The sequence below is a fragment of the Lederbergia sp. NSJ-179 genome (assembly GCF_022867885.1).
GTDB lineage: Bacteria > Bacillota > Bacilli > Bacillales > Bacillaceae_C > Lederbergia.
In genome coordinates, this window is sequence record NZ_JALIFP010000018.1 from 16097 (window position 1) to 33781 (window position 17685).

Genomic DNA, 17685 nt, shown 5'->3' on the forward strand with positions numbered 1-17685 from the left:
TTGAGAGTAAAGAATAGTTAAGAATACATGAAGGTGGGGGAATTCTAATCATTAGGTCCTCTTTGTCATTTGGTGAAAAAATCCTCAACCTTAAACAAAGGTGAGGATTTTTCTCATTACTTATTTTTGCTTATTTCTTCGTATTTCCTTATTCACTTCACGAAGCGCTTTTTTTGAGCCTCGTTCAATATCACGATTTTGTTTGCGGGTTTTATAATCAATGAATAAAGTGTCTAAATCATAATCTTCTGGATATAATTCTACTGCTTTTAACTCCAAAGCCAATCGTTTCTCATTGACTTCAATAAATTGATTTTGATAAAACACAGTAACGTTATGATCATCATCTTTTTCCTTGTATACAATCCCGATGTCGTCGTGGTCTAGCAGTTTTACACGATCTCCTTTTTGATAATCGATATGAGTTTCTACTTTTTCAACAACTGGTTTTGGCTTTCGAACTCTACTTTCATTTATTCGTTCCAAGCGATATTCTTTATTTTTCATATAGTCCTCTGCTCTTTTTAGAACATGTTCCGGTACATTCATTTTTCTAGAGATCCATAAGGCGTTACTGTCTCCGGATTGGCCGATGAGCAGTTTATATAATGGTTCAAGTGTTTCATGATTAAATTGCATGGCCGCGTTCATAAAGTCATTATGCAATTCGGAAAAGCGTTTAATTTCTCCATAATGCGTCGTCGCAGCGGTTATACATCCTTTAAGATAAAATTCTTCCAAAAGAGAAATGGCTAACGCGGCCCCTTCATTAGGTTCTGTTCCACTACCAATCTCATCAAATAGTAGCAGTGTATTATTGTTTACAGATTGCAGGATTTCCGATAAGTTCTTCATGTGAGAAGAGAACGTACTAAGCGCATTTTCTAAACTCTGATTGTCGCCAATATCCACAAAAATACGGTCAAATATGGCGATTTCGGTTTCTTTCGAAGCTGTAATATGAAACCCAGACATCGTTGCCAAAGTGACAAGACCAATTGTTTTCAGCACAATGGTTTTTCCTCCAGCATTAGGACCCGTTATGATCAAGCTGCGATAATTACTTCCGATCTGGAATTGAAGCGGAACAACATGACCTGATAATAATGGATGTTTGCAATCAACTAATTTGATATTCCCATGTTCATTAATATTTGGCTCAATCCCATTTATAGTTCTGCTATATTTCGCTTTAGCAAAAATCATATCGTATTGGGATATAAGCTCGATATTGATTTTAATCGGTTGGAGATTCTCCGCCACTAGCCCAGTTAAAGTAGCGAGTATTTGATATTCCAACATATCTTCTTCGGATTTTAATGTCGCTAATTCAACACTTAATTTTCCTACCACATTCGGTTCCATAAAGACTGTTGAACCTTTAGAAGATATTTCAATAACGCTACCATGTACTTGATTTTTGTATGAGGCTTTTATTGGTATCGTATAACGATCATCTTTTATACTAATAACGAATTCCTGAATATATTTTTTATTTGTACTGCTGTTTAAGAATTTATGCAATCGTTCTTTGATTTTTTGTTCAGTGGATTGAATTTGAAAACGAACACGTTTGAGTTCTTTGCTGGCGGCCGAGTCAACTTGATTGTTTTTAATGGAAAAATTAATTTCCTCTTCTATCCCCGCGAATTCTGTCATGGAATTAGCATACGCCGCTAATGTCGGTGCCAACATTTCTTTGTTGCACATGAAAGTTTTAATCCTCCGGCAGCCCCTTAAAAAATCGGAAAAACGGAAAAGCTCCTCAGGATCTAAAATGATGCCTTTATCTAATTTGTCGATGATATGTTCAATATTGGAAACCCCGATGAATGGCACGTTTCCTCCTGCATCCAGAATGGCGCGGGCTTCAGTGGTTTCAGTTAATCGATGTTTTACTACTTTTAGATTAGAACTTGGAGTTAATGTATCCATTAATTGTTTTCCAAGTCCGCTCACACAATACGATTTTACAATTTCTTTTAGCTCATTGTATTGTAATTTTTCAAAAGTATTTTCATTCATCTTTCATTCTCCTCCATGTGATATTTCATCAGCAATGAAGACACCTAGCTGGATTCCAATGAGTTTTTTTAAATAAAAAAAGCCACGGCAGATACCGCAGCTTACGTTACAAGTCAAAAGAAAAGTACATAAATAAAACCGTCAATAATGATCGTTTTATTTATGAATGGATGCGCTTGTTTGTAAAGTATGGTAGGTATCTTCATAGGTGGAAATAAGTCCATAACAAACTAAGGGGTGTATAACGCACTAAAATCCCCTGTTATTATAACTTCCTTATTTCCTTATAATACGTCTTCCTATTCAGTAACTACCGCACTCACAAAATGCACCCCTTATTATATGATTGATTTGCTCATTGAAATCGACTTTACAGTTTTTATTATACTTTGTGATAGGGGAAATGTAAAGAATACCCAAGCATGTCCAGCTTTTATATAATTATATACGAGGCTGAAAATGGTTTATCCGCTTAGAATTTGTGACTGCGAGGCGCACAGAAAAACCAGATCTGCAAATATTTGATCTGGTTTTAAATCTTTTACAGTTTTGTATCATCTACTTGATTAAGCCATTTCTCAATAATATCAATGGTAGCTTCAACCGTTCCTTCTTCAAACGGAGAGCGAATGTTAGCTGCTGCCACCAGCTCTAAAAATGGCTTCGAACCGCCTAATTTGCAAAGATTTAAATAATCTTGCCATGCTACTTGATGATTTTCCTGGTTCTTTTTCCAGAACTGCAGGGCACAGATTTGGGCAAGTGTATAGTCAATATAATAGAATGGTGCTTCATAAATATGTGCTTGTCTTTGCCATAAGCCACCTTGCTCAAGATAAGCATTATCATCATAGTTACGATGTGGTAAATAAACCTTTTCTATTTCTCTCCATGCGGATTTTCTTTCTTCAGGAGTCCAATTTGGATTTTCATAGACAAGATGCTGGAATTCGTCGACCGCAACACCATACGGAATAAACTGAATAGCACTAACTAAATGTGAAAATTTATATTTGTCAGCGTCTTCTTCGAAAAATAACTCCATCCATGGCCATGTAAAAAATTCCATGCTCATGGAATGGATTTCCGCTGATTCACTTGTTGGAAAGACATATTCAGGTACACCGAGTGTTCTGCTGGAATATGACTGGAATGCATGACCAGCTTCATGTGTCAGTACATCAATATCATCTGATGTACCATTAAAATTAGAGAAAATAAAAGGTACTTGATAATCTTCGATAAATGTACAGTAGCCGCCACCTTCTTTGCCTTTTTTCGCTTCGAGATCCATTAATTCACGGTCTAGCATCATACGAAAGAATTCGTTTGTTTCCTTTGAAAGCTCAGCATACATTTTCTTACCATTTTCGACAATCCATTCAGAAGAACCTTTTGGTGTAGCGTTTCCAGTTTTAAATTTAAAGTCCTCATCGTAGAACATGAATGTATCTACTTCAATACGCTTGGCTTGTCTTTCATAAAGTTTCGTAGCTAATGGGACGATAACGTCTCTAACCTGTTTACGGAATACATCCACCATCTCAGCATTATAATCAATCCGCTGCATTCGTAAATAGCCTAGCTCAACAAAATTTGTATAGCCTAATGTTGTCGCTATTTCATGACGTATTTTAACTAACTCATCATAAATACGATCAAATTTCTCACTATTATCCGCATAGTAGCCGAATGTTTTATCAACTGCTTGCTTCCGAGTATTCCGATTTTTATCTTGTTTGAAAGGTGCTAGTTGTGCAAGTGTATATGTATTACCTTGGAATTCAATTTCAGCAGCTGCTATAAGGTTGCTGTACTCTGTAGTTAATTTATTTTCCTTTTGCATTAGTTCCATTACTTCTGGAGCAAAAGATTTAATCGCTTTATCAGCAATCTGAAAAAGCTGTGTGCCATATTCTTCTTCTAACTCTTGTCGATAAGCTGATTTAACAAGCAGTTGATAAAATTGGGTATCCATTTCTTCCATTTCCGGCAGCTTTTCATCAAAAAAGTCTTTTTCTGCTTTATAAAATGTATCATTTGTATCAATGGATGAGCGAATGTAAACTAAATTATTCATGGTAGACAACCGATTACGCAGGATATTGATCGCATCGATTGCTTTTGTTGCCTCTGCAAAATTGCTTGCTTCTTCAAAAGCTGCAAGTAATTCAGTAAATTTCTCCTTTTCTTTGCTTAACTTTGGTCTTACGTATTTAAAATCCTGAAATTTCTCCAACATTTTCTCCCCTTTTAATCTCCAAATGTACCTACATGATTGTAAAAAATATAATTTAATTATAACAGGAATGGAGTGAAAAGGTGAAATTTTTAGAACCTTTTTGGTTGCCTTGTTTTGCAACCTAAGCGCTTATCATTGCTCTTGCTATAAAAGCTGAAATGGCTCCCAGGCTTCCTTTTATAATAGTTCCACACATCTTATTAATGGATTTTCCCTAAAATAATACAGAAAGTATTTTATCTTGATTATCCAAAGAATACTTTAATATTTTCCACATAGCTTCCACTGCATTTTCTCCATAACTTGGCATGTACATAAGCTGCATAAATACTGCTCCATCAAAAATATATTCCTTTTCTTTGATACTCATTTCCATTCTAGAAAAATATCCTTTATAAAAAGCCCGTGCATTCTCAACGTTAAAAGCAAGTTCTCCACTATCCTTATATCTAATGAATTGAGTAATTAATGGATATCCGATGTCTATAAAAGTTGATCCATTCCCAGCGTCATCTAAATCAATAAAAACTACATTACCTTCATAAGTCCTTATAGCATTATGAGGTCCAATATCAGAATGGATGAACGATTGACGTAACGAATTGAAATTAGGCAGAGATTTTATTATTTGATCATATTCTTTTTTAAAAGGATAGTTATGAAACCTTCTATACATGTTTTCAATTCGCTCTTCCACATTTAAACCTGATTTAATGGGGAAATCATGTATTTTGTGGAGTAATGAAGATAACTGACCCAGAGCATATTCATCTTCGCTATTTTCTTGCAGATGATCTCCATAGACATACTCCATCATATACATATACCTAGAGTTGTGCCTCTTATATAACTTTCCATCAATAGTCTTCAAGATATTAGGCGAAACCCTATGTTCATTCGCTCCCAAGTAAGACAAAACACTAGTATAATGCTTTATTTGTTGTTCACTTAATGACGGGTCAAATGCTTTTAAAACGAACCTACCTTCTTCTGAATTGATTATCTTAACAATTCTGTTGCCTTTGGCTTTTATATCACGAATTGCAGTAACATTTTTTAATCCCCATAATTCTTCAATAAAACAATTCATTTATATTCTCCTATTTTTATTCCACTATAATAACTTTAGCACTGTTTATTAAATCAGCGATTTGTCCAAATTTTTATATATTGGCATTTATTATTTTAAAGCTGCCTTCCAGGCCTCATAAAATTCTAAAATGGTGGGGTAACGTTTATCTCGGTCTTTTTCGGTAGCTTTCATTGCTACTTCATATAATTTCCGGTCGACTTCCCACTTTGAAAATGAATGATTCATTTCGCCACCTAATAACCCAAATGCAATTGAACCCATTGTAAATACATTGGTTTTTGAATCAATCGGTTTGCCTAAAATAAACTCCTCTGGAGCTTCGATCTTGCAGCACCCCAAAATTGTTCACCTACATCATTTATAGAAGGCGATTGACGATAAAAGTCGATATCACAGATTTTTGTTTCATTCGTTTTAAAGTCGTATAAAATACTTCCGTCATAAAAATCAACAGCAACAAATCCTTGTGCTTCTACAAAAACGTGAAAAGAAAAAATTGTATCAAGTGCCATTAACCGCTTTTCAATTTCAAGATTCTTAAAACGGTAAAAGGGTGACTCCGGGTTAGTATACTTCTCCTTTCCAGCAAAAGACCAGTGGGAATGTAAACATTCCCCTTGAAACCATTCAAATACTGCTGCATACCCATTCTCGATGGAGAAATGATCTATTAATTTTATTAAGTGTGGGTGCGCTAACTTTTTATAAACTGGGACAGCATTTACCAAACGTTCGATTGCATCTTTCTGGTCACCCAAAAAACCCATTGGTTTTGCGCCTGCATATTTTACAAAAAACTTTTTACTATCTCTTTCTAATCCAAAGCTGATATTCCCTGAATCCTGCTCATCGAATACACAAAAAACATCCCCGTAATTTTTTAGCCAACAAAAATTATGATCCGCTTGTAAGTGAAAACTGAACATGTCAATTTCTATCTTAAATACATTCTGTTGTTCTACATTTCCCACCATTCGCTCCTTCTATAACGGGATCGTAGTTTATAGGGGAATGATACGTTACCCTTTCAATTGAAATTCAACCCCAAAAGAATGATCGTTTTTTTCATAATACAACGCCTCCTTCCATTTCAATTAAAGAAAATTATACCATTTTTTTCTCATATATAACTTTACTTTTTGTCCATTCATGTATTTTGCCATCTGCTATTTTTCTTCAGCTCTTCGGCCGTTAGCGAAACATTCACATCTAATGCCAAACTTTATATGAAAATAATCAATAAAAAGTTTCGTTACAAACTTAAAATTGAAACTTCTGCAAATTAAAACATGTTGCAGGTTGATTGTAATAGATTTACATAAATTTTTATGGTATCGTATTAATGTAATAACAATTACAGTATTACGATATGATTGAAGGGAGGAAATAATGAATAAGAAAAAAAAGAACCCTCGTAACGTAGTAATTTCAGTCAGATTAGATGAGTCCTCTTTAATGGCTGTTGATTTATTAGTTAATTCTGGTTTATCCCAAAGTCGTTCAGAGGCAGCATCTCAATTTATTTCAATTGGTATTCAATCTTCTGAAAATCTGTTAATACGGGCAAAAAATCTCGCTGAAAATGTCAAAAGTCTTAAAGATGAAATGGTTGATGCAGTTAAAGCTAAGAATCTTGATAAAGTAAAACAAATTTTAAATCAAGATGCTAACCTTGTAAATGCAAAAAACATAGAAGGAGAAACTGCAGTACTTATGTCTGCCTACTTCCATGCAAATGAGATCAAGGAATTGCTCCTTGAACGAGGCGCAGAACTGGATATATACGAAGCTTCGGCGGTTGGAGCTACGGATCGAGTAAAGGAAATATTAAGACATTCTCCAGAGTTATTAAATAGTCACAACAAAGACGGATATACCCTGTTAGGTCTTTCATCTTACTTTGGAAACGAGAAAACTGTTGAATATCTTCTTAAAACTGGAGCAGACGTAAATCTTTTTGGCAAGGACGGTAAAGTTAGCAACACGGCATTACATGCCGCGATCGCTGCAAATCATGAAAAAATTGTGAAAATGCTTCTTGATAATGGTGCCAATGCTAACGCAAAGTGTAGAGGAAACATTCGATCAGGGTTTACTCCTTTACACGTTGCTGTGTATTTCAACCGGATGTCAATGATCAAGATTCTCCTTGACCATGGTGCAGATAAAGAAATTTGCAATGATAACGATCAAACGCCTGCTTATTACGCCAGGCAAATAGGAAATGATGAACTGGCTGAAATGATAATGCACTATAAATCAATGAAGTGATGATATGAAAATTCCAGTATGACAAAGGAGCTGGAGAGATTAGAGCAAGCCAATTAAGATAAATCCTGTATTTAATGAAAGGAGTTTTTCCATTGTCAAATTCATTAAAACCTGTATTAGTAAAAGATTTTGTGTCTAATGCTCATGGAGATTTCGAAAAGGTTAAAGAATTACTAGAACAAGAACCTGGCTTAATTAATGCTAGCTGGGACTGGGGCAATGGGGATTGGGAAACAGGTCTTGGCGCCGCAGCTCATATGGGGAGAAGAGATATTGCAGTTTTCTTAATAGAACGCGGTGCCAGAATTGACTTATTTTCCGCAGCAATGCTAGGGAAACTCGACATTGTCAAAGCCATTCTAAGCGACAACCCTGAGTTGGTACATTCTAAAGGACCGCATACCATCCCTCTTATCGTACATGCAAAAGCCGGTGGTAATGAAGCAAAGCCTGTTTTGGATTATCTTGAATCTCTGATTTCGAAATAGTATTCTAACAAATTTATTGCACCTTGAATATCCATATACTAAACTTATAAAGCTGATTAGAACTACTCGCAGTTTTTAATCAGCTTTATTACATACTACATACGGGGATGTTTTTTCGGGAATTGCTAAGTTTTTTAAAAGTTTTTTTCCTTCTCAAGTAATTCTATGATTTTATCAAGCTTTTTCTCAATTTCAACGGATTGATTACCTTTTTCGGAAGAATTGATTATTAATCTTCGTATAAAAAGCATAAAAGAAACGACGAATAAGGCAATTAAACCAATAAAAATGCACAAAAATATTATATCTAAACTAGCCATGTCGCATTACCTACTTTCCATTTTTCATATTCTAAGATTTTGTTTAGCTTTTCTTTTCTTGTTGTCTGCCAAATAACACTCACGATTTATACTTTTTCCAACTCATTCGGTAACTTCGCCATACTTGATACCCTATTTTACCGTACCAATCTGTTAACCAAGTCCATCCCAAATAGCTATATTCAAAACCTCTCTGTCTCAAAGTTTCTGTTGCTTTTAAGGCAATGGCCATTCCAATTCCAGTCTCTCTAAAATCTTCTTTGACACCTAGTGCACCAAATCCACCCACTTGACCACTTAAAATGTTTTTCCATTTGAAGTTGTCCCCTGCCTTTCCTTTGCCAAATAGCAATACCGATCCGACAATATCTCCATTTTCGGTTTTCGCCAACAGAATATCTTCATAGGCTTTTTGTTGTGCATAATATTGAAAGTAACCATTGAAACCAATCCTCTCATTTGAATACTATATATACTTCGCTTCAGTGACTTCTGTTTCCTTCTTACTAATGAGATGATATCCCTGAACTTTAACAAAACTGTTGCATACCCATTCTCGATGGAGAAATGATCTATTCATTTTATTTAGTGTGGGTGTGCTAACTTTTTATAAATTGGGATAGCATTTACCAATCTTCCGGTTCACCAAAACCAAGTAACTATGCTACAAAGGATTTTCAGGCATTCGCCACCATTAAAAGATTCAGAAAATGATTATGTATCTTTTTTTACCATAATGTATATATTATGGATATACATTAAAATTAGGAGATGTTATAATGGAATTAAATAATAGTAAAGACGAGGTGTTTAGGATGACGACAACAGCTCAAAAGTGGGGAAACAGTATTGGTGTACGTATCCCTCAAAAAATAGCAAAGAAATTCGGTGTTGTCAATGGCTCAGAAATAGAAATCAAAGAAACAAAAGATGGAATTGTTTTAAAGCCACTTGAAAAAGAAATATCGTTAGATGACCTTCTATCACAAATCACAGAAGAAAATCGCCACGAACCAGTTGACTGGGGGAAACCAGAAGGGGCTGAGATTTGGTAAATGAATATACCAGAAAAAGGCGATTTAGTTTTTATGAATTTCAGCCCACAATCCGGGCATGAGCAAGCTGGCCAAAGACCTGGTATTGTATTATCGCCATATGAATTTAACGAAAAAACTAAATTTGCAATCGTTTGTCCGATAACTTCAAAAGTAAAAGGCTATCCCTTTGAGGTAGAACTCCCAGAGGATGTTAGTATTCAAGGAGTTATTCTCACCGATCAATTGCGAAGTATCGATTATCGGTCAAGAGATTTTGAAATCGCGGAAAAGGCCCCAGAAATTATTGTTGAAAGATGTTTTAAAAAAATAAGAACTTTTTTATGAGAAGAAAAATCCACGTTTCAAACGTGGATTTTTCAAAAAATTTCAGTCAGGCACAAGAATTCCCAACTATGAAATGGAGCCAATAGATTCACTTCTCCATTCAATCTTTCTTAATAGCAAAACAATGGAGGTCACAATATGCAGCAGGAATACACATTTATTTATGAACGCTTATATCAACATTACGGCCCGCAAAATTGGTGGCCTGCTGAAACCCCGTTTGAGATGCTGATTGGTGCGATTCTTGTGCAAAATACAAGTTGGCGTAATGTTGAAAAAGCTCTCGTACAATTAAAGCCTTTTTTAGATCCTAAAACGATTGAGCGTTTGCCTGAAGCTGAACTTGCTCAACTGATCAAATCTAGTGTTTTTTTCAATATAAAGGCTAAGCGAATCAAAGCGTTTATACAATGGTTTAATACGTATGAATATGATATAGAGAAAATTAAAAAAATAGATAAAAAGACATTACGTGGTGAATTATTAAACATCCATGGCATTGGCCGAGAAACGGCAGACGTCATGTTACTATATGCATTTCATAAACCGATATTTGTCGTTGATGCTTATGCAAGAAGGATATTTACACGGATTGGAAATGATGTACCAGCTTCCTATGATTTTTTTAGAAAACAAGTTGAGAATGAATTACCAGCTGATCTAATACTATTACAAGAATACCATGCCCTTCTTGTTGAACATGGAAAAATACATTGCAAAACGAAACCACTATGTGTTGAATGTCCATTGAATGATCTTTGTGATTTTCATTTAACATCCTTTGTATAAAATTTTGCTTGCGACACCATGATGTTTGCTCTTTTGCCATAGGAAGTGTTAGTTCCAGTCTTCAATCTCTTTCACAAGTATTTGCAAGGCAGAACTTTTTTGCGTTGATTTCATATTCTTTTCGAATTTTTCCTTGTTTTTATAGATTGAGTCTAGATGATCCACCAATGTCTCACGATCTAGTTTTTCTTCCTCCAACATAAGGCAATAGCCTTTTTCCTGGAAGGCCTTTGCGTTGAGGATTTGGTCTCCCCTGCTTTGATCTAATCCTAAAGGAATGATGAGCATCGGGATGTTCAAAGCCAAAAATTTAAATATGGCGTTTGATCCACCTCTCGTAATGACGATATCAGAAGCAGCTAAAATATCCGATAGTTCATCATGTACATACTCATATTGGCGATATCCTGAGACATTTGAGTATTGGTCATCTTTATTTCCTTTTCCACATAGATGAACAATCTGGTATTTCGATGTCAGCTCAGGTAAAGACGTTCTGATAATTTCATTGATTTTTTTAGCCCCCAAGCTCCCACCCATTATCGTTAAAATAGGAAGTGGAGAATGAAATCCAAGAAAAGCTCTCCCACGAGCAGCCGAACCGCTCAGAATTTCTTTTCTAATTGGTGAACCAATAACGGTCGTCTTATGTTCGGGGAAAAATTTCTTTGCTTCCTCAAAAGAGGTAAATATTTTCGTAGCAAATCTTTGTGAGATTTTATTGGCTAGCCCGGGTGTCATATCACTTTCATGAATAAACACGGGAATTCTAAGGGTTTTAGCGGCTATAATAACGGGAACAGAAACAAAACCGCCTTTAGAGAAAACTAAATTAGGCTTTAGTTTTTTTAAAATTGACCTTGCTTCCATACATCCTTTCATGACTCTAAATACATCCGTCATATTTTGAAAATCAAAATACCTCCTCAATTTTCCGCTGTTGATTTCATAGTAAGGAATGTTTATTTTTTGGACTAATTCTTTTTCAATCCCATTTTTAGAACCAATATAAAATATCTCCCATTCTTTATCTAATTCCTTGATTATCGCCAAATTAGGTGTCACATGTCCTGCTGAACCTCCACCAGTAAAAACTATTTTCTTTTTTCCCATAAAGTCTCCTCTTTCAGTCCTGAGTAAAAAACACTAGCTGTTCCTTATTTCCATTTTTTAACTCGTTATAATACATTCCTAATGGGTTCGTGCATTTCGTACAACTCTTTTAGGAAAGCATGTCACGCATCCACCCTAAGATCATAAAAATTCGTATTTTCACCTCACCATTCTTCAAGGGCGATCAGATTAATTTCTCTAAAATATATGCAACACCATCTTCGTCACTCGTCTTCGTAATAGAACAGGCTTGTTACTATACAATTGATCTTCGGATTCAATGGAAAGGCAGGCGTCGCCATGGATTTCCCTAATACACTCTATTATTTCATGTATTATAATTGGTTCAATGGCTGTGTGTTTTCTATATCCTGAAGCGTGATCTATTTCATCCCAACTCGATTAGCCCCGAGACATTATCCCCCGACCATAATGATGCTGGGTCTAGTTTCCCAAATATTTCCCAAATATGTAGTAGTTTTTGAAAAACACCTCAACCTATAATTTGAGGTGTTTTGATAATTAATTTAGTTGAGTGTAATTTTCAAACCGTCAAATGCAAACATTATATCGTCCGGTAACTCCTTCCCATGTTTATGTATATCAATGTCATGGGATAAGTGTGTTAATATCATTTTTTTGGGTCCTAACTTTTTTTTGATACCTAATGCTTCACTTACATCATAGACAGATCTTTTATATGCTGGCTGATCTTCTTTCCAAAAAGAAGTTCCAAATATAAGTGAATCTAGATTATAGAATGGAAGCCATTGATCCTCTGAGACATCAAAAGAATCAGACAAATATGCCCAACGGTTACCGTTTTCTCTATGAACTAGAATCCCATAGGAGTAACCGTTATGCCCATGGTTTACTTTATGAAAAGAAATTTTATTGTCACCACTAATCCATTTAGTTGTACCTACAAAAGTTAATCCTTTTCTATTGAGTAAATAAGGAAAACGCTCCTTTAGCTTATTTATAATATTAGGAGGACTTACAATTTGTACGTTTTTATTGTTCCAAAAGCACAAATCAGCGAAATCTCCTAAACCTGCGATATGATCATTATGTGCATGAGTGATTAACACAGTCGAGGGAATGTTACTATTATTATATAATTGAAATTGGCACTTGAAATCAGGAGAAATGTCAATCAAAAACTTCTTATCATCTATATTAAATTCACAACTTGGACGGGTTCGATGATTATATGACTTCTCCGAATTACATACGGGGCAGTTACATAATAATCTCGGTACACCTTGAGCATCGCTTGTTCCATAAAATGTGAGTATATTATCCATGTCATTTCCCCCTTTGAAATTAGAAGCTTTTATTACTACAAATCCCTTTTTACTATTATCATTAATCTCACTGTAAACTTAATAAAATGCGATATATTTCTCATAGCTCGGAAAATGTAGTTCTTCCATGTAACCACCGGTAATTTTATATAAAATAACCAAGTTTAAAGACCATAACTTCAAGAAACAATGACATTATAAAATAATGGAACTAGAGTAAAATTCCGTTCATTATACCAGAGTAATAGTAGAAGTCTGTTCGTGTTTATAAACTTAAAAATAGATACACTACTTGATCATCATGGCCGCCAAACATAACGGATTTTTAAAAAAAATAAGATTAAAACGCTAGGGTAGTATTTTTTAAGTTTATTATAAACTTCTTAATTTGGCTTACAATTTGAGTTCGGCATGCACTTCACCACAAGCCAATACACTTCCCGTTTCAACAAACCCTAGAGATGTATATAAGTTTTTCGCAATCACATTTTCAGGTTTATATGTAAGTTCAACAACTCTAGCCTTTCCATGAGGAAAACTCCTTGAAAAATCAATCGCTTTTATCATGGCCTCTTTGCCATAGCCTTTACCCTGATAGCATTTATCAATCATCATCTTAAAAACACCATAACTGCTATGCTCGTAATTACCATCACCATCGTCGTAATACATGGAAATAAAACCGACCATGATTCCATCTTTATAAACTGCAAAAGTTATGATGTCCTGACCTTCATCTAAAGCGATGTAAGCCTCTGCAAGGGCATGTTGATTGGAGGACATAAATCTTTTCTGTTCTTCTGTGACCTGCAACTCTATACACTCAATAAAATTATCCCAAGTAATTTTTCTGAATTCCACCATCCTTACCTCCCATTAAATTCTTTTTGCTGAACTGTTTGATTTTGATAAGTTAATACCACTTATCATGGTAGGATCATTGGCGTGGCTCTTTTTCTATCCTAATGTAAATTTCCAATATATTCCAATATGGATATGTTGCTAGCACCTCGATTTGTTAATCCGCGAGGTATCTTGCTTCTAATGTGCTATGAATGAACTTTTCTACTTGTGTTGCAATAATCGTTCCCTATTATGGTATGAGTGCTCTTACAATGTAGTAATAATCGGTCCTTCCTTGGTAAGAATAATCGTATGTTCGTATTGAGCCACAAAGCCTTTGTCAGTTAAGAAGGTCCATCCATCTTCGGATTGGAAAACTTCCTCTTCAAATGTAGAGATAAAAGGTTCAAAGGCAATGACCATACCATCTTTTAAAATTTCGTCATCCCAGTGAGAGTAGTAATTGAAAATATGTTCTGGTGCTTCATGAATTGAGCGCCCAATACCGTGTCCAGTAAGATTTTTTATAACTGTTAAGCCATGTTGTTTTGCTACATTGTGTGCAGCCTTTCCGAGCCCACTTTTTTTCGAACCTGGTTTTGCCTTCTTAAGACCAGCGTCGAATGCTTCTTTAGCTACGTCGCATATTTTCTGTAAGGTTCTCTCCCCTTTCCCTACTACAAAGGAAATTCCGGTATCTGCGAAATATCCGTTTTTTGAACCTGAAACATCAATATTTACAATATCCCCTTCTTGAATAGTCCGTTTCCTTGGAATCCCGTGCGCCACTTCTTCATTTACGCTAATGCACGTATATCCAGGAAAATCGTATTCTCCTTTTGGGGCAGATTGAGCTCCTGCTTTTTCAAACATCTCTCTCGCCATTTCATCGAGTTCTTTTGTAGTAATTCCAGGTTTGGTACAATGGACTAATTCATCTCGAATCGCTCCACAAATTTTACCAATTTCTTTTAATCCGTTAAAATCCTCTTCAGTTTTTGCAATCATCGTATACCCACACTTCTTAAAGTATTTTATGTTCAGTATTCCATTTAAATTCTAGTATAAACGAAATGGCTTTTTTCAACAAAAGGTTCAATGAAAGAATAGGCAATCAGAAGAACACCATTCTCAATTCCTAAATGCTATCATTGAATTTATAATGGCATCATCGACTTTTTGATGAGTAAAGAGCTTTCCTAGAAGTATAAATGGCTTTTAAATGCTCTCTACGATTATAACCTCTGTCTCCAGCATATTCTTCTTTACCATCGTTCGCTTTAAAGGGATAAAAATTTACATCATCGTAAGCAGCTAAAATTAAATTTCCAATTCAAAACAAGAAGATTCAGCCTTCATACCCTTTGCAAAATTCTCTCTTAAACTTATTAACCACTGAGGTTCATTTTTCCACTTTTCTTCTACGATCTTAATATACGAACATAGCCATATAAAGTAGCAAAACGTCTACAAGCTGGAATGAAATTCATCATATCATCCAAGATATCATATTCGACACCCACGGTAAATTTATGTGAATAGGTGAGATTCGCTGTATTTTCTAATCGTCGGAGATTAATGGTCTTTTTATTCCTCGATGATGTAACATTATACAAATCATAGTTTCTTTGAAATGAGGACTAAAGCCTGAGGCAAAGCTTCCATTCCTTTCTCCTTCCATTGGTCGATGTGATCACTTTTTGTTTCTTGCAGAGATTGAACTTGAAATCCGACATTAATCATTGAGTTCACATAATCACTGATACGCCAAGTAAATTCATACTGAATATTTCCTTGGACGACTGCTTCATCAGCTACACCAATCCCTTTTCCATCTGTCAAGCTGTATTCATATTTATGAGGACCGTTATTGAAATAATGATATTCTACTGACAAGCGATCATTCTGTTCTTGTTTTAGAATCCGTCTGATTGGGTGAGTCTCGCTTATCATAAAATAACTTCCTTGCTTAAGAATTCTATTGGCTTCACCGTAATACTTATCTAGGTTTGAGATCCATATAGCAACCACTCCACTGGAACATGCAAAATCGTAAGACTCTGATTCAAGCGGCAAAGCTGAAACATCAGCTCTTACAAAAGTAATATTCTTTAAATCAAGTTCTTTTGCTCGATTCGCCGCAATTTCAAGTTGTTTTTCTGATATATCAACTGATGTAACTTCTGCTCCCATTCCAGCTAAAGCAAATGTGGTGTAATTATCGCCACTTCCTAATACACATACACGTTTTCCAGTAAGATCCCCTACAAAGCTAGAAATAAATTCAAGTTCACATTCATGAAATGCAATGGTTGGGTCGCGATGGCAGTTTTTCCATCCTCCACTGATGTCACGACTGTTCCATCTTTCGGCGGCAATATTCCATTTCATTCGATTATTTTCATGAAAGTTATTCAAATACATCTCCCCCTCGTAAACTATAAGAAAAGCACATATTTTTACATGAATGTACCCGTTAGGAAAATGTGGATTTACTAGCTTTGGAATAAAGTTTGATCAACCATAACTCGCAAACCCACATTCTATAAGCGCTAAATATGCTTTCATGTCGTTCTTTCCTAACGGAGTGATACTTATTATTCAATATAATTTTTATTCTATTCCAATTAAAGCATCTACCTTCCCATTGAATGTTGTAATATTCCCCGAATAATTAACCTGATATCCAATTATTGTTTCACTTAATTTTTCTATCATCATTTGTATATTATACTTGGCATTACCTTTATACGTTTTCATGCATGCTAACCATGGTTCCATATTAAACATATATGGGCTCAATACATTTTCAAGTAATTTTGTTTTAAACTCATTCTTCGAAAACTTTTTTATTTCTATTTCTTTATAGTCTTTACTAATATGCGGAAACAAAGCAATGTCTACTTTATTCCATCCATTCAAAAGCCGTGCTCCATATATTTCCGCTAATTCATCCCATTCAATTTCCACTTTTGAGTCAATTTCCCATAGTTTAGGATCATCTTTTTCAAACTGCTTATATGCTGAGGGAATATAATCTCTCAGCTGCGCATGTTGAAATAATGTACCAATACCGATTCTCGGTGATTCTGGGGTTCCTTTGACTTTTGCTATACCATTAACAAATTTTAAAAAGGATAAATCATTACAAATAAAAGATGTGTCATCCCCATTTAGTAAAGATAGACTGGTAGAAGTCTTTCCATATCCTTTATCTCCAAGAATGATAATTCCTTTATTGTCCCTTTTAACTGAGGCAGCATGAACAGGAATTGCTCCTTCCTTCTCCAACTGCCCATATAAAATTTGATCTCTCAATATTCTTTTTACCTCTTTGCACAAATTGCTGGATGTTGCTATTATATTTATTGTATTTATAGGAACATTTTCAACAATCACAGTTGATGTGTCAAGGGCCCTATAATAGATATTATTCCCTTTAATACATTTCTTTTTATAGAAGTTTTCATGAATACTGGGTGAGAAATGAACAAATTGTTCACTATTATTAAACACATCCGCATAATTCTCCACTTTTTCATCAATAAAACATTTTATCGTTAAAGCATTCTTACCATTGTAAACTTCATTACGGATAGAAAAGAAAGGCTCCAAAGACTTTTTTAAATATGTTTCTAATTTAAAAAAGCTAAACTCGACATTAATATTTTCAATTGATAATAAATACTCCCCTTTTTCTGATTCTATTTTTTTGTCTATCAACTCAGTGGAATTTGTCAACTTTATAACCCTCCCTTTCCCTTTGTTGAAGCATCACACCCATTAGCTGAAGAGAAGGGTGCTACCTGCAT

General features: G+C 35.0%; 16 protein-coding genes and 1 pseudogene. 5 read left to right on the top strand and 12 right to left on the bottom strand.

Annotated elements, in window-relative coordinates:
• Positions 1 to 120 precede the first annotated feature (120 nt).
• The 4 genes and pseudogenes from MUB24_RS13860 to MUB24_RS13875 all read right to left on the bottom strand — a co-directional run bounded on the left by MUB24_RS13860 (position 121) and on the right by MUB24_RS13875 (position 6334).
• On the bottom strand, positions 121 to 2025 hold the full coding sequence (locus tag MUB24_RS13860) for an endonuclease MutS2 (RefSeq protein WP_244705055.1): 1905 nt from the start codon (positions 2023 to 2025) through the stop codon (positions 121 to 123).
• A gap of 541 nt (positions 2026 to 2566) precedes the next feature.
• On the bottom strand, positions 2567 to 4264 hold the full coding sequence (locus MUB24_RS13865) for a M3 family oligoendopeptidase (RefSeq protein WP_244705057.1): 1698 nt from the start codon (positions 4262 to 4264) through the stop codon (positions 2567 to 2569).
• 217 nt (positions 4265 to 4481) lie between these two features.
• Complete coding sequence (locus tag MUB24_RS13870; RefSeq protein WP_244705058.1) at positions 4482 to 5357, bottom strand: phosphotransferase enzyme family protein; 876 nt, start codon at positions 5355 to 5357, stop codon at positions 4482 to 4484.
• A gap of 90 nt (positions 5358 to 5447) precedes the next feature.
• Positions 5448 to 6334: pseudogene (locus MUB24_RS13875) on the bottom strand (serine/threonine-protein kinase).
• 415 nt (positions 6335 to 6749) lie between these two features.
• Here MUB24_RS13875 and MUB24_RS13880 point away from each other — a divergent pair.
• Both MUB24_RS13880 and MUB24_RS13885 read left to right on the top strand, forming a co-directional pair.
• A complete protein-coding gene (locus MUB24_RS13880; protein ID WP_244705060.1) occupies positions 6750 to 7631 on the top strand; it encodes an ankyrin repeat domain-containing protein in 882 nt (293 codons plus the stop codon).
• Positions 7632 to 7723: 92 nt separating this feature from the next.
• Positions 7724 to 8119 carry an ankyrin repeat domain-containing protein gene (locus tag MUB24_RS13885; RefSeq protein WP_244705062.1) on the top strand — a complete coding sequence of 132 codons (396 nt, stop codon included), beginning with the start codon at positions 7724 to 7726 and terminating at the stop codon, positions 8117 to 8119.
• A 134-nt stretch (positions 8120 to 8253) separates the two neighbouring features.
• Here MUB24_RS13885 and MUB24_RS13890 read toward each other — a convergent pair whose 3' ends face one another.
• A complete protein-coding gene (locus MUB24_RS13890) occupies positions 8254 to 8439 on the bottom strand; it encodes a DUF4083 domain-containing protein (protein ID WP_244705064.1) in 186 nt (61 codons plus the stop codon).
• Between the two features lie 79 nt (positions 8440 to 8518).
• Positions 8519 to 8890, bottom strand: a complete 372-nt coding sequence (locus MUB24_RS13895) for a GNAT family N-acetyltransferase (RefSeq protein ID WP_396426763.1) — start codon at positions 8888 to 8890, stop codon at positions 8519 to 8521.
• Positions 8891 to 9218: 328 nt separating this feature from the next.
• Here MUB24_RS13895 and MUB24_RS13900 point away from each other — a divergent pair, with 328 nt between their 5' ends.
• The 3 genes from MUB24_RS13900 (at position 9219) to MUB24_RS13910 (ending at position 10610) form a co-directional block, all read left to right on the top strand.
• The gene (locus MUB24_RS13900; RefSeq protein ID WP_244705068.1) at positions 9219 to 9494 is read left to right on the top strand and encodes an AbrB/MazE/SpoVT family DNA-binding domain-containing protein; all 276 of its coding nucleotides are present in this window, start codon (positions 9219 to 9221) and stop codon (positions 9492 to 9494) included.
• On the top strand, positions 9495 to 9821 hold the full coding sequence (locus tag MUB24_RS13905; protein WP_244705070.1) for a type II toxin-antitoxin system PemK/MazF family toxin: 327 nt from the start codon (positions 9495 to 9497) through the stop codon (positions 9819 to 9821). It begins immediately after the preceding gene.
• 138 nt (positions 9822 to 9959) lie between these two features.
• The gene (locus MUB24_RS13910) at positions 9960 to 10610 is read left to right on the top strand and encodes an endonuclease III domain-containing protein (protein ID WP_244705072.1); all 651 of its coding nucleotides are present in this window, start codon (positions 9960 to 9962) and stop codon (positions 10608 to 10610) included.
• 48 nt (positions 10611 to 10658) lie between these two features.
• On the opposite strand, the gene MUB24_RS13915 is transcribed toward MUB24_RS13910, so the two are convergent.
• From MUB24_RS13915 to MUB24_RS13940, 6 genes are all read right to left on the bottom strand, one after another.
• Positions 10659 to 11723, bottom strand: coding sequence for an undecaprenyldiphospho-muramoylpentapeptide beta-N-acetylglucosaminyltransferase (locus MUB24_RS13915; protein ID WP_244705074.1), 1065 nt, complete (start codon positions 11721 to 11723; stop codon positions 10659 to 10661).
• 527 nt (positions 11724 to 12250) lie between these two features.
• A complete protein-coding gene (locus MUB24_RS13920; protein ID WP_244705076.1) occupies positions 12251 to 13030 on the bottom strand; it encodes an MBL fold metallo-hydrolase in 780 nt (259 codons plus the stop codon).
• Positions 13031 to 13423: 393 nt separating this feature from the next.
• Complete coding sequence (locus MUB24_RS13925) at positions 13424 to 13891, bottom strand: GNAT family N-acetyltransferase (RefSeq protein ID WP_244705078.1); 468 nt, start codon at positions 13889 to 13891, stop codon at positions 13424 to 13426.
• Positions 13892 to 14140: 249 nt separating this feature from the next.
• Positions 14141 to 14881, bottom strand: coding sequence for a type I methionyl aminopeptidase (map, locus tag MUB24_RS13930; RefSeq protein WP_244705080.1), 741 nt, complete (start codon positions 14879 to 14881; stop codon positions 14141 to 14143).
• A 609-nt stretch (positions 14882 to 15490) separates the two neighbouring features.
• Positions 15491 to 16291: a methyltransferase domain-containing protein gene (locus MUB24_RS13935; protein WP_244705083.1), complete on the bottom strand. Its 801-nt coding sequence runs from the start codon at positions 16289 to 16291 to the stop codon at positions 15491 to 15493.
• Positions 16292 to 16486: 195 nt separating this feature from the next.
• Positions 16487 to 17614 (bottom strand): phosphoenolpyruvate carboxykinase (ATP), encoded by a 1128-nt coding sequence (locus tag MUB24_RS13940; protein ID WP_244705084.1) that lies wholly within the window; start codon positions 17612 to 17614, stop codon positions 16487 to 16489.
• Positions 17615 to 17685 lie beyond the last annotated feature (71 nt).

What these genes read in the sequence shown, in the direction of transcription:
- MUB24_RS13915 (WP_244705074.1), bottom strand. Translation starts at nt 11,723, where the DNA reads ATGGGAAAAAAGAAAATAGTTTTTACTGGTGGAGGTTCAGCAGGACAT.
- MUB24_RS13870 (WP_244705058.1), bottom strand. Translation starts at nt 5,357, where the DNA reads ATGAATTGTTTTATTGAAGAATTATGGGGATTAAAAAATGTTACTGCA.
- map (WP_244705080.1), bottom strand. Translation starts at nt 14,881, where the DNA reads ATGATTGCAAAAACTGAAGAGGATTTTAACGGATTAAAAGAAATTGGT.
- MUB24_RS13880 (WP_244705060.1), top strand. Translation starts at nt 6,750, where the DNA reads ATGAATAAGAAAAAAAAGAACCCTCGTAACGTAGTAATTTCAGTCAGA.
- MUB24_RS13860 (WP_244705055.1), bottom strand. Translation starts at nt 2,025, where the DNA reads ATGAATGAAAATACTTTTGAAAAATTACAATACAATGAGCTAAAAGAA.
- MUB24_RS13920 (WP_244705076.1), bottom strand. Translation starts at nt 13,030, where the DNA reads ATGGATAATATACTCACATTTTATGGAACAAGCGATGCTCAAGGTGTA.
- MUB24_RS13890 (WP_244705064.1), bottom strand. Translation starts at nt 8,439, where the DNA reads ATGGCTAGTTTAGATATAATATTTTTGTGCATTTTTATTGGTTTAATT.
- MUB24_RS13900 (WP_244705068.1), top strand. Translation starts at nt 9,219, where the DNA reads ATGGAATTAAATAATAGTAAAGACGAGGTGTTTAGGATGACGACAACA.
- MUB24_RS13910 (WP_244705072.1), top strand. Translation starts at nt 9,960, where the DNA reads ATGCAGCAGGAATACACATTTATTTATGAACGCTTATATCAACATTAC.
- MUB24_RS13905 (WP_244705070.1), top strand. Translation starts at nt 9,495, where the DNA reads ATGAATATACCAGAAAAAGGCGATTTAGTTTTTATGAATTTCAGCCCA.